Source organism: Rhodococcus sp. NPDC059969, assembly GCF_042738325.1.
Taxonomy (GTDB): Bacteria; Actinomycetota; Actinomycetes; order Mycobacteriales; family Mycobacteriaceae; genus Rhodococcus_F.
This window is the reverse complement of the sequence record NZ_JBHWUF010000006.1, coordinates 249679-268703: the sequence shown is the minus strand read 5'-3', so window position 1 is coordinate 268703 and position 19025 is coordinate 249679. Positions and strand designations below refer to the sequence as shown.

The 19025-nt window shown below is 62.0% G+C and carries 19 protein-coding genes and 2 pseudogenes; 10 read left to right on the top strand and 11 right to left on the bottom strand.

The genetic code is table 11. From position 1 onward, the window contains the following. Positions 1-65 precede the first annotated feature (65 nt). The gene (locus tag ACFWAD_RS18840) at positions 66-500 is read left to right on the top strand and encodes a cupin (protein ID WP_230814803.1); all 435 of its coding nucleotides are present in this window, start codon (positions 66-68) and stop codon (positions 498-500) included. Here the strand turns inward: ACFWAD_RS18840 and ACFWAD_RS18835 are convergent. Further along, a pseudogene (locus tag ACFWAD_RS18835) lies at positions 489-1693 on the bottom strand (cytochrome P450). The gene ACFWAD_RS18840 and the pseudogene ACFWAD_RS18835 sit on opposite strands and share 12 nt — an antisense overlap. 139 nt (positions 1694-1832) lie before the next feature. Between ACFWAD_RS18835 and ACFWAD_RS18830 the strand changes: the two are divergent. The 3 genes from ACFWAD_RS18830 to ACFWAD_RS18820 all read left to right on the top strand — a co-directional run bounded on the left by ACFWAD_RS18830 (position 1833) and on the right by ACFWAD_RS18820 (position 5571). Then, positions 1833-2693 (top strand): SDR family oxidoreductase, encoded by an 861-nt coding sequence (locus ACFWAD_RS18830; protein WP_378546497.1) that lies wholly within the window; start codon positions 1833-1835, stop codon positions 2691-2693. Next, entirely contained in the window at positions 2690-3418 is a 729-nt protein-coding gene (locus tag ACFWAD_RS18825) for an acetoacetate decarboxylase family protein (RefSeq protein ID WP_378546494.1), read from the top strand. Before ACFWAD_RS18830 ends, ACFWAD_RS18825 begins: the two co-directional genes overlap by 4 nt. 95 nt (positions 3419-3513) lie before the next feature. Continuing rightward, positions 3514-5571, top strand: coding sequence for a neutral/alkaline ceramidase (locus ACFWAD_RS18820; protein WP_378546492.1), 2058 nt, complete (start codon positions 3514-3516; stop codon positions 5569-5571). A gap of 81 nt (positions 5572-5652) precedes the next feature. Here ACFWAD_RS18820 and ACFWAD_RS18815 read toward each other — a convergent pair whose 3' ends face one another. After that, positions 5653-6849 (bottom strand): MFS transporter, encoded by a 1197-nt coding sequence (locus ACFWAD_RS18815; protein ID WP_378546489.1) that lies wholly within the window; start codon positions 6847-6849, stop codon positions 5653-5655. A 143-nt stretch (positions 6850-6992) separates the two neighbouring features. Between ACFWAD_RS18815 and ACFWAD_RS18810 the strand changes: the two genes are divergently transcribed. After that, entirely contained in the window at positions 6993-7439 is a 447-nt protein-coding gene (locus ACFWAD_RS18810) for a MarR family winged helix-turn-helix transcriptional regulator (RefSeq protein WP_003945852.1), read from the top strand. Here ACFWAD_RS18810 and thrS read toward each other — a convergent pair. Next, entirely contained in the window at positions 7436-8653 is a 1218-nt protein-coding gene (thrS, locus tag ACFWAD_RS18805; RefSeq protein ID WP_378546486.1) for a threonine--tRNA ligase, read from the bottom strand. The two genes, ACFWAD_RS18810 and thrS, sit on opposite strands and share 4 nt — an antisense overlap. A 330-nt stretch (positions 8654-8983) precedes the next feature. On the opposite strand from thrS, the pseudogene ACFWAD_RS18800 reads away from it, so the two are divergent. From ACFWAD_RS18800 to ACFWAD_RS18790, 3 genes and pseudogenes are all read left to right on the top strand, one after another. Further along, a pseudogene (locus ACFWAD_RS18800) lies at positions 8984-9223 on the top strand (hypothetical protein); the annotation flags it as partial. A 5-nt stretch (positions 9224-9228) separates the two neighbouring features. Continuing rightward, complete coding sequence (locus ACFWAD_RS18795; protein ID WP_378546483.1) at positions 9229-9573, top strand: DUF445 domain-containing protein; 345 nt, start codon at positions 9229-9231, stop codon at positions 9571-9573. A gap of 2 nt (positions 9574-9575) precedes the next feature. Then, complete coding sequence (locus tag ACFWAD_RS18790; protein ID WP_378546480.1) at positions 9576-10400, top strand: Abi-alpha family protein; 825 nt, start codon at positions 9576-9578, stop codon at positions 10398-10400. A 67-nt stretch (positions 10401-10467) separates the two neighbouring features. On the opposite strand, the gene hsaB is transcribed toward ACFWAD_RS18790, so the two are convergent. From hsaB to hsaA, 4 genes are read right to left on the bottom strand one after another with little or no spacing between them, the layout of a single operon-like run. Continuing rightward, entirely contained in the window at positions 10468-11052 is a 585-nt protein-coding gene (gene hsaB, locus ACFWAD_RS18785) for a 3-hydroxy-9,10-secoandrosta-1,3,5(10)-triene-9,17-dione monooxygenase reductase subunit (protein ID WP_003945677.1), read from the bottom strand. Beyond that, complete coding sequence (gene hsaC, locus ACFWAD_RS18780) at positions 11049-11951, bottom strand: iron-dependent extradiol dioxygenase HsaC (protein ID WP_378546703.1); 903 nt, start codon at positions 11949-11951, stop codon at positions 11049-11051. The genes hsaB and hsaC overlap by 4 nt, the downstream gene beginning before the upstream one ends. Further along, positions 11951-12829: a 4,5:9,10-diseco-3-hydroxy-5,9,17-trioxoandrosta-1(10),2-diene-4-oate hydrolase gene (gene hsaD, locus ACFWAD_RS18775; protein ID WP_378448260.1), complete on the bottom strand. Its 879-nt coding sequence runs from the start codon at positions 12827-12829 to the stop codon at positions 11951-11953. The genes hsaC and hsaD overlap by 1 nt, the downstream gene beginning before the upstream one ends. A 10-nt stretch (positions 12830-12839) precedes the next feature. Beyond that, complete coding sequence (gene hsaA / locus ACFWAD_RS18770) at positions 12840-14015, bottom strand: 3-hydroxy-9,10-secoandrosta-1,3,5(10)-triene-9,17-dione monooxygenase oxygenase subunit (protein WP_039973406.1); 1176 nt, start codon at positions 14013-14015, stop codon at positions 12840-12842. Between the two features lie 195 nt (positions 14016-14210). Between hsaA and ACFWAD_RS18765 the strand changes: the two genes are divergently transcribed. Beyond that, on the top strand, positions 14211-15371 hold the full coding sequence (locus tag ACFWAD_RS18765) for a Rieske 2Fe-2S domain-containing protein (protein ID WP_378448259.1): 1161 nt from the start codon (positions 14211-14213) through the stop codon (positions 15369-15371). A gap of 2 nt (positions 15372-15373) precedes the next feature. Then, complete coding sequence (locus ACFWAD_RS18760; protein WP_007734099.1) at positions 15374-15745, top strand: hypothetical protein; 372 nt, start codon at positions 15374-15376, stop codon at positions 15743-15745. A 73-nt stretch (positions 15746-15818) separates the two neighbouring features. On the opposite strand, the gene ACFWAD_RS18755 is transcribed toward ACFWAD_RS18760, so the two are convergent. The 4 genes from ACFWAD_RS18755 to ACFWAD_RS18740 all read right to left on the bottom strand — a co-directional run bounded on the left by ACFWAD_RS18755 (position 15819) and on the right by ACFWAD_RS18740 (position 18997). Further along, positions 15819-16652 (bottom strand): hypothetical protein, encoded by an 834-nt coding sequence (locus ACFWAD_RS18755; RefSeq protein WP_378546477.1) that lies wholly within the window; start codon positions 16650-16652, stop codon positions 15819-15821. Between the two features lie 196 nt (positions 16653-16848). Beyond that, a complete protein-coding gene (locus tag ACFWAD_RS18750) occupies positions 16849-17475 on the bottom strand; it encodes a TetR/AcrR family transcriptional regulator (protein ID WP_378546474.1) in 627 nt (208 codons plus the stop codon). Between the two features lie 74 nt (positions 17476-17549). Continuing rightward, positions 17550-18806, bottom strand: coding sequence for an NAD(P)/FAD-dependent oxidoreductase (locus ACFWAD_RS18745; RefSeq protein WP_378546471.1), 1257 nt, complete (start codon positions 18804-18806; stop codon positions 17550-17552). Then, positions 18806-18997, bottom strand: coding sequence for a rubredoxin (locus ACFWAD_RS18740; RefSeq protein WP_007734094.1), 192 nt, complete (start codon positions 18995-18997; stop codon positions 18806-18808). Before ACFWAD_RS18740 ends, ACFWAD_RS18745 begins: the two co-directional genes overlap by 1 nt. Positions 18998-19025: the final 28 nt, after the last annotated feature.

Here is a 19025-nt window from a genome sequence, read left to right as displayed (position 1 = left end):
AAACTGGGATAAACCAGGCATCGACGGAGGACACTCAGGAGCACATCCGTCTGGGAGGGCCGCTCATGCGTAAACGTCATCAGGTTCTGCTTGCAGTGTCCGCAGCGATCGGGCTGTCTCTGACGCCGATCAATGCGTCGGCAACACCGAGCACGGGGGTGCACGGTGAAATCCTCGGGCAAGTGACTTTCGACGGCAAGGATTACATCCTGCGCCAGATCACCATCGACCCAGGCGGTTCCACCGGTTGGCACTTCCACGACGGGACGCTCTACGCACTGATCGCGCAGGGCACGCTGAGCCACTACCGATCCGATTGCTCCGTCGACGGGATCTACAGCGCCGGAAATACATTGATCGAACCCAGCGGTTCTGATCATGTGCACATCGGAAACAACTCTCAGACAACACCACTGGTTCTCGAGGTCATTTACGTCAATCCGGCGGGGAGCCCCCTCTCCGAAGACGCTGCGCCTCCCAACTGCCAACTACCCGGCTGACGGCGCCGAAGCCGTAAACCGCACCGGCATCGATTCGAGTCCGGACACGAAGTTTGCGGCGCGCCGCTGCAACGGTGCGTCGGTGGCAAGTGCCATGTCCGCCAGCCTGGCGAACAGTTGCTCGAACATGATCCGTCCCTCCAACCTGGCCAGCTGATTGCCCAGACAGAAGTGAGTTCCGAAGCCGAAGGCCACGTGTGGGTTCGGCGTGCGGCCGATATCGAATTGTTCGGCGTTCAGGAACACAGACTCGTCGAAATTTGCCGATTCGAAGAGCAGCAGCATCTTCTCTCCGGCCTTCAGCTGCGCACCGAAGAAATCGGTGTCACGGGTCAGGGTTCGAGCCATGTTCTTGATGGGCGAGGACCACCGCAGCATCTCCTCCATCGCCAACGGAATGGCATCGGGATCGTCGACCAGTGCTCGATGCTGGTCCGGATGGCGCAGCAACTGTTCCATGCCGCCGCTGAGCACGTGCCGTGTGGTCTCGTCACCGCCGATCAGGATCAGCAGGGATTCGTTGACGATTTCCTGATCGGAGAGGGCCTCGCCGTCGACCTCACTGTGAATCAACGTGCTCACCAAATCGTCGGCAGGGTCGCTCCTCCGCTCGGCGATGGTTCGCATCATGTACGCGGTGAAATCGACATACGCAGCCATCATGGCCTGCAGTTGCTCCTGGGAAGCGTTGCTTCCCAATGCCTTCACCAGATCGTCCGACCACCGCAGAAACATCGCGCGTTCCTCGAGGCGGACACCCAACATGTCGCCGATGACGGCCATCGGCAGCGGTGCTGCCAGGTCTGCGACGAAGTCGGCTTCTCCTTTTTCAAGACGGCGTCGATCAGTTGATCGCTGATCTCCCGGATACGGCCGGCCTTGGCTTCGACTTTCTTACGTGTGAAACCCGCGTTGACCAAGCGTCGACGTGTGAGGTGCTGCGGGTCGTCCATGTCGATCATCTGCGGCAACGGACCGGTTTCGGGGCGGATGCCACCGGCGTTGGAGAACAGTTCGGGATCCCGCTCGGCTGCGACGACGGCGTCGTAGCTTGCGGCCGCGGTGATTCCGTTGGCGTCGTCTCGGTACACGGGCTCGTGATCGCGCATCCACGCGTACGCGTCGCGCACATTGCCGAGGTCTCCGCTGTAGAAGCGCCCGTCGATCAAATCGAAGGTCGGTCTGGTAGCCATCACTCCGCCTCTCGCACAACCCTTGCCTCAATAAGTAGAACCTGTTCCTATATAGCGTGGGGCGTTTTCACCGAAGCCGAACCGGAAAACCTCCAGAAGCAGCACGCGAGCCCGCCGGAGCAACGACCAGGAGACACGCATGGACGACGACACCGCCTCAGCGGGCATACCCACTTTCGCCGGCACATCGATACTGGTGACCGGCGGCGGTAGTGGCATCGGTCTGGGCATCGCGCGTTCGCTGGTTGCGTCCGGCGCTCACGTCACGATCTGCGGACGAAACAAGGAGAAACTTGATGCTGCCGCCGAATCGATCCGGCAGTCGAGTCCGGCAGGATCGGTCAGCGTCTCCCCTGCCGACGTCACGATCGAGACGGACGTCGTCGCCGCTGTCGCCGCGGCGGTGTCCGCCACCGGAAAGCTCGACGGAGTCGTGGCCTGCGCAGGTGGGAACGAAACCATCGCACCGGTCACGCAACTCGACGTCGACGCGTGGCGTCGCACCGTCGACCTCAACGTCACGGGGACCATGCTGACGATCAAGCACGGCGCTCGGGCGCTGGTGGCCGGAGGCGGCGGATCCATCGTTGCGATCTCGTCGATCGCCAGCAGCAACACACATCGCTGGTTCGGCGCGTACGGCGTCTCGAAATCCGGCGTGGACCACCTGGTGCAGTTGGCGGCAGACGAACTGGGCGCCAGCAACATTCGTGTCAATGCGATCCGGCCAGGGCTGACCCGAACGGATCTGGTCGCGCTCATCACCGACGGTGGCGCCATCCTGGACGACTACCTGGCAAACACTCCGCTCGAACGCGTCGGCGAGGTCGAAGACGTCGCCGGACTCGCTTCCTTTCTCCTGGGACCGCATTCCACCTGGATCACCGGGCAGATCATCAACGTCGACGGAGGCCAAATGCTGCGCCGCGGACCGGATTTCCGCTCGATGCTCGAACCCGTCTACGGCTCCGACGGACTCCGCGGGGTGGTAGCGCCATGAGCTACACGATTCTGGGCAAGAGGGTCGAGATGCCCGTCGAAGTTCGCACCGCGTCAGCCTTCATGGCGTTGTACTCGGTACCCAGCGCAACGGCGCAGTCGATCATCGATTACACCGGCTTGACCGTCCTCCAATACCGTCCCGGCCGGGCGCTCTGCGGGCTGGTTTTTGTCGACTACATCGACGGGGACCTGGGTCCGTACAACGAATTCGGAGTGACATACATGGTGCGCAGCCACACTGCGCCCCCGGACACTTCGGTGCTGGGAGATCTTCGTTCGCTCGCTGCCGGGACTGCGGGGGCGCTCATCCACGAATTGCCGGTGGACGGCGAGTTCACCAAGGCCGCCGGCCGGGAGATTTGGGGATTCCCGAAGGTGCTCGCCGAGTTCGACACCGAGCACGTCGGCTCGGTCAAGCGCGGATCCGTCTCGCGCGACGGCAAACTCATCACGCAGTTGAGTGTGAAGTCCGGCGTCAGCGTGCCGGGCGGTGGAGCCAACATGTCATTGGCCGCATACTCGCATCTCGACGGCGCCACCAGGTGCACGTCGTGGGACATGGCGCCGACCGGCGTCAAATCGCGCCCTGGTGGAGCCGAGGTTCAGCTGGGGAGTCACCCGATGGCGGCAGAACTTCGGAAACTGGGACTCCCCCGCCGGGCACTGATGACCACGACCATCAAAAACCTGGCGATGACGTTCGGGGAGGCCACAACGATCTGAGTGTCGGCCGACGGCACCCCTTTCGGTCACGTGTGACTCGGGCTACACTCCTGGACGGTTGACCAACTCGCGTCAGACCGCCCGAAAGGACACTCGTGCAGATCACCCGACGCACCGTACTGGCAGGCGCTGCCGCCGCACCTGCGCTCGCCGCTCTGTCGACGAGCCAGGCCGTCGCAGCTTCGCCGGCACGCTCCGTTTCACCCGCACGCACCGACAAGTCGTCGGCGTCACTGCAGGTGGGCGTCGGAATTTCCGACGTGACCGGACCTGTCGCCGAAGTCGGCATGATGGGCTACTCGAGCTTCGATCAACGCGCCGAAGGCCTGCACCAGCGAATGCGCGCACGCGCCTTCATCTTCGAGTCCAGCGGGTCGCGGGTCGCCTACGTGTGCGTCGACAACTGCATGATCTTCCAGTCCGTTCACGACGAGGTCCTGCGCCGACTGGCCGGGAGGTTCGGTGACATCTACACCGAACGCAACGTCATGTTGACGGCCATCCATTCACACGCGGCATGTGGCGGGGCCTCGCACAACTACGCGTACAACCTCGCAGTTCTCGGCTTCGAACTGCAGGTGTTCGAAGCCGAGGTCAACGGCATGGTCGAGGCGATCAGCGCTGCGCACGAGAACCTGGCGCCTGGCACGGTTCGCTTTGGCCGTTCCGATCTCACCGATGCCAGCGTCAACCGCTCGCGAGTGGCGTTCGACCTCAATCCTGAAGAAGACAAAGCCTACTACCCCGGTGGCAACGATCACCACATGCGTGTCATGCGGATCAGCCGGGGCAGCAAGGACATCGGAGCGATCAACTGGTTCGCCACCCACTGCGCCTCGCTCACGAACGAGAACCATCTCATCTCCGGGGACAACAAGGGCGCCGCGGCGTACTTCTGGGAGCACGACGACCAGGGCGTGCGCTACCTCGACGGCAACACCAGCTTCATTGCTGCTTTTCCGCAGACCAACAGCGGCGACATGTCACCCAACCTCTTCCTCGAGCCCGGACGCGGACCGACGGAAGACGAATTCGAGAACGCACGCATCATCGGGCTGCGCCAGGTAGCGGCAGCTCAAACTGCCTTCGACGCGGCGTCCGACACCGTCACCGGTGGCGTCGACAGTCGGATCATGTACCTGGACATGGCAAATCAGGTGGTGAGCGGAAGATTCACCCCCGACGGACGCGAGCACCGCACCGCTCCGGCCGCGATCGGTGCGGCAATGAGCGCCGGAAGCGTCGAGGACGGACCGGCAATCCCGATCTTCCCCGAGGGCACCCGAAACCCCATGATCGACGCCCTGGGCGGTATGGATGCTCCTGTGCCTCAATGGCTTCAGGATGCACAGGCGCCCAAACTCGTAGTCGTTCCGGTCGGCCTGCTGCCACCGGGCGGATGGGTGCCGAACGTACTGAAGATCCAGATCCTGCGGATCGGTCAGTTCTACATCGTCGGTGGCCCTGCGGAATTCACCATCGTCTCCGGTTTACGAGTGCGTCGAACCGTCGCCGAGGAGCTTGGGGTTCCCCTCGAGAACGTCATCTTCCAGGGATACGCGAACTCGTACTCGAGCTACTGCACCACACCACAGGAATACGATTCGCAGCAGTACGAGGGCGGTTCGACGATGTTCGGCCGTTACACGCTGCCGGCCTATCAGCAGGGGTACTCCGCTCTCGCAGCCGCGATGCGCGACGGCACCGAACCTCCTCGCGGGCCCGCGCCCGCCGACCTGTCCGGGTTCCAACCCAGCTTCGGACCTGGCGTCGACTTCGACGAGCCTTTGCCAGGAACACAATTCGGCGATGCAACCGTCCAGCCCGGCGACACCTCACCGGGTGGGCAGGTTGCCGTCGAGTTCGTCACCGGCCACCCCAAGAACGACACTCACCGAAACGGGACCTTCTACGAGATCCAGCGAAATACCGGCGGATCCTGGACGCGCGTGGCCGACGACAACGACTGGTCCACCAAACTGCACTGGCGCCGGGTCGGGAGCAACGGCTCCGTCGTTCGCATCACGTGGGATGTTCCGGCCGATACTCCGGCGGGTACGTATCGAGTCCAACACTTCGGCGCATCGAAGGCTCGGGGTAGCGGCGCGATCACGCCCTTCTCCGGGGTGACGGCCGAATTCCGCCTCACCTGACCCGCGTGAACGTATCGCTCCCCTTGTTGGACAAGGGGAGCGATACGTTCACGCGATGGGGTCAGAGCGCAGTGGCCAGGTTCAGGCGGCGCTCGGGTGCAGCGAGGTGCTCGGAGCCTGCTGCTCTGACGCTGCCGGGCGGTCGATCTTCGCCGCGACGATCAAGACCAGCAGACCGGCGACGGTGACTGCCGCTCCCATCCAGATCGGGGAGGTGAACCCGAGTCCCGCGGCGATGGTGATTCCGCCCAGCCACGCACCGAGCGCGTTGCCGACATTGAAGGCAGCAATGTTGGCACCTGAGGCCATGGTCGGTGCTGCCGATGCGTAGTTCATGATCCGCATCTGCAGACCGGGAACCGTCGCAAAACCGAAGGCGCCCATGAAGAACAGCGAGATCACGGTCATGACCTTGCTCTCAGCGGTGGCGGCGAACACGATCAGAACGACGGTCAGGATCGCGAGTATCCAGACCAGTGCCTTCGTCAGCGAGCGGTCGGCAGCCTTGGCGCCGAGGAAGTTACCGACGAACAGGCCCGAGCCGAAGAGGATGAGCAGCCACGGAACGCTGGACGTCGCGAATCCCGTTACCTCGGTGAGTGTGAAGGCGATGTAGGTGAAGGCTCCGAACATTCCGCCGTAGCCGAGGATGGTGATGGCGATCGAGAGCCAAACCTGCTTGTTGCGGAACGCCCCCAACTCTCCGCGCAATCCGCCGCCGGTCGTGCTTGCGGGCGTCGTCGGGACAAGTGCTGCAATTCCGATCAGGGCGATGACCCCGATGACGGTGATGGCCCAGAACGTCGAGCGCCATCCGAGTTGCTGGCCCAGCAGCGTGCCGAACGGAACGCCGAGGACATTGGCGATGGTCAGGCCCGCGAACATCATCGCGATGGCACCGGCCCGCTTGTTGGGAGCGACCATGTCGGCGGCAACCACCGAGCCGATTCCGAAGAACGCACCGTGGCACAGCGCCGCGACGATGCGTCCGCCCATCATGACCTCGTATGACGGGGCGAGCGCGGACATCAGGTTGCCGATGATGAACAGCACCATGAGCGAGAGAAGGACCTTCTTGCGCTCGAAGCGGGTGACGGCAGCGGTCAGGAGGATCGCGCCGATCGCCACCGACAGTGCGTAGCCCGAGATCAGGTAGCCCGCGACGGACTCGGTGACCTCGAAATCAGCCGAGACCTCGGGCAGGAGGCCCATGATGACAAATTCGGTGAGGCCGATCCCGAACCCGCCCATAGCGAGGGCAATGAGACCCAATGGCATCTCGATGTTCCTTTCACAGATTTACGCGTAAGCCGTTAGCGGGCGTGTGCATTAGTTGCAGGCGCGCTATAAATAGTTGCACGCGCGCGCTACATGCGCAAGCTGGTAACCTGGAGCCGCAGGAAACGGACAAGGAGAATCACATGGGGATCGCCGACGACGCCGTCGAAATCCGTTCGCAAGGGTGGCGCACGCTCGCAGCACTGCACGGCGCCCTCGACACCGAACTGGAACGCGCGCTCCAGCGTGAGCACAAACTGTCCGTCGTCGAATACACCGTCCTCGACGCTTTGAGCCGCCAGGACGGCTGGCACATGCGGATGGCTCAGTTGGCTCGCGCTGCCGCACTGAGCAGCAGCGCCACGACGCGCTTGGTCAATCGACTCGAAGATCGAGGACTACTGACGCGCATCCTGTGCGCCGACGACCGTCGAGGCATCTACACGGAGTTGACGCCGGCCGGCCGCGAGCTTCTCGAAAGCGCCCGGCCGACACACGACGCCACCCTCGAAGCCGCACTCGACGAGGCATGCAAGACACCCGAACTCGCGCCGTTGGTGCGCGCCCTCCACGAGCTTCCCGTCGGCTAGAAAGCTGCCGGAAACAGGGCACGCTCTTTGATGCCCGAGACCACCTGAGCGACAAACACACCCGCGTCGACGACCGCCCGCCCACCACGCGCGGGGACCAGAACGTCGACGGCACCGCCGTGCACCTCGTTGTCCCCGATCACCGCGATGTACGGGTCACGGTGAGTGCGTGCCTCGCGTATGCGACGTCCCAACGATCCGTCGGCTGCGATCGCCACTCGAACATCGCGGGCCTCGAGATCAGCCCGCAAACACTCGGCCTCAACCCGGTGCCGTTCGCCGACAGGCAGGATCGAGACTTGGTTGGGTGCCAGCCATGGCGGCATCCGCCCTTCGAACCTTTCGATCAAGAGCGCAGTCATGCGTTCCATCGACCCAAGCAAGCCCCGATGGATCATGACGGGGCGAGCCTTGGATCCGTCTTCCGAGGTGTACTCGAGGTCGAACCGTTCCGGTTGATTGAAGTCGAGTTGGACGGTCGAGAGTGTTTCCTCACGGCCGTGCGCGTCTCGCACTTGGACGTCGATCTTGGGACCGTAGAACGCCGCCTCCCCCTTCGCTTCCACATACTCGATCGAGCGCGCCTTCAGTGCTCCGCGAAGTTGATCCTCGGCGTCGGCCCACTGCTCGTCGGTGCCGAGGTACTGCCCGGTCCCTCTGATCGAGAGTCGGTACCCCCGTTCGGCAATCCCCAGAGTCGAGTAGCAGTCCTCGATCGCGTCGAGCGCAACGATCACTTCCGATCGAATCTGCTCGCGACTGCAGAAGGCGTGTGCATCGTCGAGATTGATCTGTCTGACGCGGTTCAGTCCACTGAGAACTCCCGAGAGTTCACTACGGAACATCGAGCCGAGTTCACGAACGCGGAAAGGTAACTCGCGATAACTACGACCGCGAGCGGCGAATACCTGGGCGTGATGAGGACAGTTAGCCGGACGAAGGAGAAATGACTCTCCGCCTATCTTCATTTCAGGGAACATGTCGTCCGAGAACTTGGACCAATGCCCAGATCTCTCGTACAACTCTTTCTTCGCCATAACGGGGGTATAGACACCCCGGCAACCGGACCGCGCTGCTTGCTCGGCGGCGAACTTTTCGAGTTCGTTCCTGATGATCGCGCCGTCCGGTAACCAGAGTGGGAGGCCTGCTCCGACTATGGGGGTGGTGGCGAAAAACTCCAGCTCGCGCCCGAGTTCGCGGTGGTCAACGCTCATGAGAGCTCTCCACATCGTTCAAGGGGAGACGCACACGGAGCGAAGAAACAAGAAAACCCCGGGGCGATAACTCCCGGGGCTGAAAGGGTTCGGTCAGCAGTTGCTAAACGATGCGCCGGAAGAGAACCGGCGTCGTAGTGCTGTGCGCAATACTGACCATGTACGCGAGGTTACATCAACTTCCTACCCACCTACAGCCCGAATTGTCGGGCCTCTATGCTGACGCAACTGGGAAGGCGCAGCAGTAGCCAACGAAACACCCACGAAGAGCGAAGTTTCGGCAATCATGTCCGAACGTGAGGTTCTCGGATATGAGGAGGATGTGCGACGGTGCCGGACCACTTGCTCGAACAGTTGATCACCATTCCTTTGTTCACGGGAATCATCGGGTACATCACCAATTGGTCGGGCGTCCTGATGCTTTTTGCGCCGATCAACTTCCACGGGATCAAAGTGCCCGGCCTCAAACTGCTCTTCCCGTTCCTCCCCCGGCGCGTCCAGGTGATCCCGGCGATCACGAGCGACGGCCGATTCGGCTGGCAAGGCATCGTCCCCGCTCGGACCGAACGCGGCGGATGCTCGATCAGGTACTGCGCGAATCCGTCGACGACGCAGCCGGCTGGGCAAAGTCAGTGGTCAAGATGACAGTCGGTTCGCAGAGTTACAAGCGTCTGCCCGGACTGGCCACCACCGAAGTGCTCGACCTGTACCCCCGGGTCTTCGAGGACGCGGAGTTCGCCGAGAACCAGTCGGAGAAGATTCGTGTCTTCGTCACCGAACGCATGAGCATCCTTTCACCGGAAGATTTCAGCGAACTACTACGCTCAGCCGTCAAGCAGGACGAGTGGCTGTTGTTCGTACACGGGGCCGTGCTGGGCTCGTTTGCCGGTTTCCTACACCTCGCAATATTCGGAGTATGAGCATGAGTGAGCACGACCATCGCATGATCGTCGAAGCGGAATCGTACGACTGGGCTGCGGACATCACGCCGGTCGAATCTGTCGAAAAGCGTCTGATCCGTAGCCTTGTCGGGCTTACCGCCACGACGACGCTCACGTCGATCAAGCTGACGGGGTGGGCTTTCGGAACGGCGAAGGAGGCGACGCGACAGATCGTTCAGGCCGCCGCCGAAGCCGCGGCAGAGGCTGCGGAATCCGCCAACGCGCAATCCGAACGTCGGGCCGAGAACACCAACGGAGACGGCTCGCGGACGGAGAACCTGCGGGCGGCAATGGCTACTCGTACCAATCGCAAACAGAGCGTCGAGGCCACTCTCGCGGCGCTGCGGGCACGTGGTGACAGGTTGCTGGATCGTTCCGCGGACGTGACCGATCGCGACGATCTGCACCCGGCTTACGACCGGATCCTCGACGAGATCGCACCAGACGAAGCTCGAATTCTTCGGCTGTTGGCCACCTCCGGCGCACAACCGAGCGTCGACGTGCGCACGGCGCGGCCGTTCGGAGTCGGCTCGGAGATGATCGACGAGGGTCTGTCGATGATCGGAGAACTGGCGGGATGTCGACATCTGGACCGCATCAGCGCCTACCTGAACAACCTGCATCGGCTCGGTTTGGTGGCGTTCTCACGAGAGCCCGTCGAGGCCGACCGGTACCAGGTGGTCGAGGTGCAGCCGTCGGTGATCGAGGCGGTCAAACGCGCAGGACGATCCAACAGAATTGTGCGTCGTAGCATCCTGTTGACGCCGTTCGGTGACGACTTCTGTCATACCTGTTTTTCGCTGTAGGGCCTCCGGCCCCGTGAGTGGTTAAGGAGCCCCTGGACTCCTTAACCACTCACGGGGGGCTTGCCCCCTAAAGCCAGGTATCTTCTGTCGTGGTCGTCAGGAAAGCTTCCAGATCGTCACGCCAGGTAGCCGGAACAGTCTTGTCCGGCTCGATGCCCGTGTACTGCCCGCGGTAGAAGAGCAGCGGGCGTTCGGTCTTGATCTCACTCATCGACGACACCCGACCGAAGACGACGTAGTGATCGCCGCCGTCGTGGACGGTTTCGACTGTGCAGTCGATGTGGGCCAGCGACTTGTCGATGATCGGTGACCCCAGAGGTGATGGCGTCCAATCGATGCCGGCGAACTTGTCCGGCTCACGCGACCCGAAACGAGCACACACCGCCTGCTGTTCCTCCGCCAACACGTTGACGGCGAACTTCCCGGTCCGCTCGATTGCCGCCCACGACCGAGAACCCTTGGTGGGGCAGAACAACACCAAAGGCGGGTCGAGTGACAGGGCGGCGAAAGACTGACACGCGAACCCGACTGGTTCACCGTCGTCGACTGTCGTGATGATGGTGATACCCGTACAGAACTGCCCGAGAACCGTGCGGAACTGGCGTGGATCGATCGCCTGCTCCGCGCTCACCGACGCGTCGGGCGAACTCACGGCTTCATTCCCACCGTGAAGTCGTGACCCCAAAGGCTCACGGCCGTGCTTTCCCTCGCGATCCAGTTTTCGTCCTCGACCTCTAGCCCCTCACAACCGAATTCGATGTCGAACCCGCCCGGAGTCTTCATGTAGAACGAGAGCATCTCGTCGTTGACGTGGCGACCGAGAGTCGCCGACATCTTGACCTTCTTGCGCAATGCCCGATCGAGGCACAGTCCGACGTCGTCGGAGTTCTCCACCTCGAGCATCAGGTGCACGATGCCCGTCGGGTTGGGCAACGGCAGGAACGCCAAGCTGTGGTGACGCGGGTTGCAGCCGAGGAACCTCAGCCACGCCGGGTCGCCGTCCGCGGGCCGCCCGACCATCTGCGGAGGCAGACGCATCGAATCGCGAAGCTTGAATCCGAGTACGTCGCGGTAGAACCGGAGCGAAGCGTCGTCGTCGTCGGTGGTGAGCACAACGTGGCCGAGCCCCTGCTCCCCCGTCACGAACTTGTGCCCGTACGGGCTCACGATCCGGCGGTGTTCGAGAGCAGCTCCGTGGAACACCTCGAGGGAATTACCCGAGGTGTCCTCGAACGCGATCATCTCGACGACGCGACGGTCCTTGAGCTGCTCCGCCGTGCCTTCCTTGAACGGAACACCGGCCGCCGACAACCTGTCACGGATATCCTGCAGCTCAGCCGCATTCGCGGTTTCCCACCCGGAGACGAGCAGACGGTCGGTGTCGTTCGGAACGATGACAAGACGCGCCGGGAAGTCGTCCATACGCAGATACAGCGATTCCGCGTCGACGCCCTTGCCCTCGATCATTCCGAGGATCTTGAGTCCGTACTCGCGCCACGCAGCCATGTCGGTGGCCCCGATGCGCATGTACGCCAGAGATCGAATACCCATCATTTACCTCCGTCGAGCAGGAAGTCGGTTGCGAGCCGGTTGAATTCGTCGAACTTCTCGAGCTGCGCCCAGTGACCGCAACCGCCGAAGACGTGGAGCTGCGCGCGCGGGATCATCTTGAGCGCAACCAGCGCGCCGTCGAGGGGGTTGACCCGGTCCTCACGGCCCCAGATCAGCAACACACGCTGCCGAAGCTTGTACGCCTCGCGCCAGAGCATGCCGAGCTCGAAGTCACCACTGGAGAAGGACTTACCCATCGCCTTGGCCGCAGCCAACGACTCGGGAGTACTGGCCGCAGCAAAGCGTTCGTCGACGAGTTCCGGCGTGATCAGCTTCTGATCGAAGACCATGATCCGCAGGAATGCTTCGAGGTTCTCACGTGTGGGCTGGTAGCTGAACTTCCCGAGGTTCTTGACGCCTTCGGTGGGGTCCGGCGCAAACAGGTTGACGCTCAGACCGCCGGGGCCCATCAGAACGAGGCGACCGGCACGGTCCGGGTAGTCGAGCGCAAAGCGAACAGCAGCGCCACCACCGAGCGAATTGCCCAGCAGATCAACGCGACCGGTGATCTCTAGCGTGTCCAGGAGATCGTTGAGCGCCGACGCACTGTGAACGAAGTACTGCGGGTGGTCCGTCGGCTTGTCGGACTGCCCGTAGCCGGGCTGATCGACCGCGATGACGTGAAAGTTCTTCGCCAACACCGGAATGTTGCGGGCAAAGTTCGACCACGACGACGCACCTGGGCCACCACCGTGCAGCAGCACGATGGTCTTGTCGTTGCCGACGCCCGCCTCGTGGAAATGCAGTTTCAGATCGGGGCGCACTTGCGCGAACCGCGAGGTGGACTCGTAGGTGAGCGCTTCTTCGGTGGTTGTCACTGAGCCTCCTCTAGACCATCGTGTCGGTGATCGGCAGACCGAATTCGCCGGTTCCGAACATGACGTATGCGCGTTCGGGATCGTTCGCGGCGTGGACGCGACCAGCGTGAGCATCGCGCCAGAAACGCTGAATCGGCGTACCGTTCTGCAGCGCCGTGGCACCGGAGTTCTCGAAGAGCTTGTCGATCGAGGCGATCGCACGGCCAGTGGCGCGCACCTGGTCACGTCGAGCGCGCAGACGCAGTTCCATCGGAACCTCTTCGCCCGCAAGGATCAACGCGTACTCGTCGGCGACGTTGCCGGAGAGCTGACGCCACGCAGCGTCGATGTCGCTGGATGCCTCGGCGATGCGTACCTTGGCAAACGGATCGTCCTTCGACTTCTCGCCGGCGAACGCAGCGCGCACACGCTTGCCCTGGTGCTCGACGTGCGCTTCGTAAGCGCCGTAAGCCATTCCGACGATCGGTGCCGAGATCGTCGTGGGGTGAATGGTTCCCCACGGCATCTTGTAGACCGGCGCGGTGTTGTTCTCGAGGCCCGGGGCGGTCAGTTCGCTCATCGCCCGGAAGCTCAGAACGCGATGCTTGGGAACAAAAACATCCTTGACCACAACGGTATTGGAGCCGGTTCCACGCAGACCGACCACATTCCACACGTCGTCGATCTGGTAGTCCTCGCGAGGAATCAGGTAGCTCACGAAGTCGACCGCGCGGCCGTCCTTGAACACCGGACCACCGAGAACGGCCCAGCTGGCATGGTCACAACCCGAGGACCAAGCCCACGCACCGTTGACCTTGTATCCGCCCTCGACTACTTCACCCATACCCATCGGGGCGTAAGAGGACGAGATGCGAACGTCAGTGTCGTTGCCCCACACGTCTTCCTGTGCCTGCTGAGAGAAGAGGGCGAGGTGCCAATTGTGTACGCCGATGATCGACGAGACCCATCCTGTGGAACCACACGCGCTGGCGATCTTCTTGACCGCGGAGTAGAACAGCACCGGATCGGCTTCATATCCGCCCCACTGCTTCGGCTGCAGCAAGCGGAAGAAGCCTGTTTCCTGAAGAGCCTTGATGGACTCGTCGGGGATACGACGCAGATCCTCGGTCTCCTGTGCGCGCTCGCGCAGTGCCGGCAGTAGTGCGTCGAGCCTCTGCATCACCTCGTGGCTGTCATGGTTACCCACTTCGACGCTCCCGTCTTCCTCGATCGGTTGGTTCACTTACACTTGAGACTAGAACACGTTCTCTTTTCTGTCGAGACGCTGACAAAGGTCCCGTTTGTGGCCGCAATGCTGTAACAAGTGCCCCCAAAATCTGGCGGAACCGGATCGAGTTCTATAACGTGTTCTACTAACAGCTAGAAGGGATGTGAGGTCACAATGGCGCAGATTCGCGAGATCGACGTCGGAACGGTGCAGACTCGTTTCGCCCGCGGTTGGCACTGCCTGGGTCTACTGAAGACCTTCAAGGACGGCAAACCGCACGCGATCGAGGCTTTCGGTACGAAGCTCGTGGTGTTCGCCGACAGCAAGGGCGACATCAAAGTTCTCGACGGATACTGCCGTCACATGGGCGGTGACCTCACACAAGGCGAGGTCAAGGGCGATTCCATCGCCTGCCCCTTCCACGACTGGCGCTGGGGCGGCAACGGCAAGTGCACCGGCATTCCTTATGCCCGTCGCGTGCCCCCGCTCGCACGCACCCGCGCGTGGACGACCCTCGAGCAGAACGCTCAGCTCTTCGTCTGGAACGACCCCGAGGGCAATCCGCCGCCCGAGGAGATCGTGATTCCTCGTATCGAGGGCGCCTACAGCGACGAATGGACCGATTGGACCTGGAACTCCATGGTCATCGAGGGGTCCAATTGCCGCGAGATCATCGACAACGTGGTCGACATGGCGCACTTCTACTACATCCACTACGCCTTCCCGACGTACTTCAAGAACGTCTTCGAAGGTGAGATCGCCACTCAGTACCTCAACACCACCGGCCGTCCCGACATCGGAATGGCCTCCCAGTACGGCGGCGACACGCTGCTTCGCTCCGAAGCTGCGTATTACGGGCCGTCGTACATGGTCAATCCCCTGTGGAACAGCTACAGCGGATACGAGGTCGAGAGTGTTCTCATCAACTGCCACTATCCGATCAGCCCGGACTCGTTTGTGTTGCAGTGGGGCGTGACGGTGAAGAAGCCGACGGGTGTCTCCGACGAGATGGCCGACAAGCTGGCCGGCAAGTTCACCGAGGGCATCAGCGAGGGCTTCCTACAGGACGTCGCGATCTGGAAGAACAAGACCAAGATCGAGAATCCTCTCCTCTGCGAAGAAGACGGCCCCGTTTACCAGCTACGACGCTGGTACGAGCAGTTCTACGTGGACAAGGCAGACGTCACCGAGAAGATGACGCAGCGCTTCGAGTTCGAGGTGGACACCACCAAGGCAAACGAAGCCTGGCACGCCGAGGTCGAGGAAAACCTCGCACGCCAGAAGGCTGAGAAGGAAGCTGCAGCAGAAGCGGCAAAGAAGGAAGCAGAGGTCTAGTCGTGAGCGCCTCGATCGGAACCGACGCACGGTGGGCTCGTTGGGCCAAGGCACCGGACTTTGCCGGGCAAACGGAACGGCTCGAGGCGATCGCGGCCCAGACGATCGAGGACAAGCACGAATACCTCGACTCGGGTCTGCAGGAAGTCGACTGCAAGGCATGCGGCGCGTGCGTACTGGTTCGCAAGAACACGTACAAGCACACCAGCGTTCAGTGGACTTCCGACCCGGCGCTGCGTTGCCACACCTTCAAAGAGGCAATTGCTTCCGGTCAGTCGACGGCATTGAAAGACGGTTGCCCGAAGTTGCACGACAGCATCGCCGACGCAGTCAGGGACGGCACCATCACGGTGCGTGATCCCGAGGTCAGCTGACCTGATTGTGCAGAACGAGGACCGACCCACCACGGGTCGGTCCTCGTTTTGTGTTCCGGCAACTGTGCGTCTGTCAGGCGGGCGGTCGCACTTTCCGTGCAGCCACCGCGTAGACGTCGCTCGACGTGGTGAGCGAGTTCTTTCCGCTGACTGCCGGCACTCCCCCGCGGAGATTCACCGCCCAGTTGAGCGCACCCAACGGTCCGCATCCACTGGCTCCCGGCGCCGCAAACACAGCATCCGAATGTGGGACTGCCGGGAACACCGCGCCGGGAAACTCGCCGATGGGTTCCGAAGGCGGGTTTCCAGTTGTGGTCAAGTGAAGATTGATCGGATTCGAGACCGACCCGATGTAGCAATCGTCACCGAGCAAGGGATTAGACAGTTTCAAGCGGACCGGCATCGTGAGTTCCTGCTCGAGGACCTTCAGATCCGGGACTCCCACCGATTCCACCGTCGCGCTGATCTGAGTCAGTCCCAGCGGCGTATCGATCCCGAGCGCACCTCCGGGTACCGAAATCGGATTGGAATAGACCCCGTTGGACCCGTCCTGCTTGGCGACGAACGTCTCGATGAAACTGTTGTCGGGCTGGGTCGCGTATTTCACGCCGCCCGCAACCTTGAGACTGCCGTCCGGGATCGGCACCGAAAGTGCGCCCAATTTCATGGTCCCTCCGCGAACTACGACGCTGGCGCACGTCGTCACCTCGAGATCCTCGATCGGGCACGTGCCCCAACCGTCGAAGGTCAACGGATCAATCTCTGCCGCACCGGAGGAACCGAGCGATCCGCTGCCGGAAGACCCTGACGAGGATTCGTCGGCAATTGCCACACCTGCACCGGCCATGACAAATGTTGCAACTAGCGCGACTGTCGACATCACTCGAGACTTATTGCGGCTCTTCATCTTCGAATTCCTCCATCGTTGACGGAAATTCACGAGGGCCACCCCTGTGGATCGCACCTCGATCTACGCCCGGCACGCTACCGAGAAGTGAGACGCGGATTCACACATAACGGCGATATTTCCCACCAAAGAACTACGCCGATCACGCTCGATCGAACTTCCGTCCTAACTCGGAAACCGTATCGATCCTGTCGGCTCAGTTCGGTTCGGCTGTGCCCGAACCGATGACCTGATCGAGGAACGGCCCGAACATCTCCCCCAGGTTCTCGGCGATCTGATCGGGAGTACCGAAGGACAACGTCACGTGACTGATCGCCAGACGCACTATCGTGCTGCCGAACATCTCGGCATGGATGCGGTCGACGTTCGCCCAACTGGTCATGAAGATCTCGGCCAACCTCGCGCTCGCATGTTCGAGCAGCGGAGTCCCGTCAGTGGTGACCAAGCTCAGCAGGTCGTGCTGCGGCCGGGGACCGACAATGCTGACCACCATCGGATCCCGGGCACCCGCGTCGAAGAAGGCACGAAATGCAGCCGAGACCGCACCTCGGGGATCCGAATGATGCAGCGTTACTTCGCGTTCCACTTCTTCGAGAAACTCGTCGACGAAACGGATGAGGTATCCGGACGCCAATCCCTGGCGAGACGTGAACTCCTTGTACAACGTCTGCCGGCTCATACCAGCAGCTTCGGCGATATGCGCCATCGTGATGTCGTTCCACGATTTCTCGGTCAAGAGTTCGCGTGTGGCGTCGAGCGCTGACGCACGGAGGAGTTGACGAGCTGCCTCGTGGTACGGGACACGGGCACGAGCGGTGGACATATCGGGAAGATTTCCATCGCCCGTGCTCGGTGTCAAAACGGTGGACACGCAAGCCACCGAAGTCACGAGTGCACTCAGAGCACCGGTGAGGCGACAAGACCCGCCGCAAGTTCGGTCAGATCCCTGTTTGTATCGGCAAGTACGTCGGCGCTGATGTCCGGGGAGCGTTCGATAAGGGTTCGCACGGCACGAATGTCCTTCGGCCGGCCCACGCTCACAGCACCGACGATAGTTCCGTCGCGCATGCAGATCGCAGTGAAGTCATAGGAGTCCAAGTCTCCTCGAACTATTACGGTGTCGTCCGCGCCTGGCCAACCAGCTACTTGAATGTTGCGGCCGAATTGGTTCGACCAACTCCATGGGACGGATTCGAAAGGTTCCGCCTTCCCCACAATGGTCTTGGCAACTGCAACTGCGTGGTCCTGCGCGGTGTTCCAGTGCTCACCACGGTGCATGCCGCCGAGAAAACCGTTGGGCACGTTGGCCACATCGCCGATCGCGTACACATCAACGACGGAGGTCCGGAGGTATCGGTCTACCGAAATCCCGTTGTCCACCGCAATACCCGCAGCAGCAGCCACATCGGTATCGGGCAAGGATCCGATTGCGACGACGGCCAAGTCCGCTGTCCACTCGCGTCCGTCACGCGCACGTGCGGTGACGCCGTCGGCACCCGTCGTGAGCGTCTCGAGGTCGACTCCCGTCTGCAAGGCGACGCCCGCCGAGGCGTGCAGCGCGGCGATCTTCTCCGCTATCGACGGTGGAAGCAGCCTGGACAGGGGCAGCGGTTGCGCTTCGAGAACCTGCACACTGCAACCCAAGTCGCGTGCCGTTGACGCCACCTCCGATCCGATCAAGCCACCGCCGACCACCAATAGCGAGGATCCTTCGATCAGCTGGGATTGCAAGCGTCGCATGTCTGCGATATCTCGAAGATAGTGAACGCGCTCGGAATCTTCCGCGGCCAACCGTCGGGACCGTCCACCCGTGGCAAGAATCAGAACGTCGTAGTCGATGCTGTCACCGTCGGCTAAAAGTACTGTGCGGGAATCTGTGTCGATACTCGTGACAGTTGCGCCGATCCGAAGATCGATACCCTGCTCGGTCCAGAAAGTCGACGGCCGCAACCGAACCCGATCGATCGACGCTTTCCCGGACAGTAGCTCCTTCGACAGCGCCGGGCGGCGGTACGGCTCCTCAGGTTCGCTGCCGATCAGGATGATGCTGCCGCCGAACCCTTCCTTGCGCAGGGCCTGCGCGGCACCGGAACCGGCGATGCCCGTGCCCACGATCACGACGGTGCGTGTGTCGGGCTCGCTGACCGCTGTCATCAGCGGTCCACCTCCACCATTTCGAAATCGACTTTGGCAGCACCACAATCAGGGCAGGACCAGTCTTCGGGAATCTCGTCCCAGCGAGTACCCGGCTCGATACCGTCGTCGGGCCAGCCGATCGCTTCGTCGTATTCGAACCCGCACTGGAGGCAGCGGAACAATTTGTAAGCAGTGGCAGTCTCGGACATCGGTTTTCCTTTCACCGGTGGATATTTC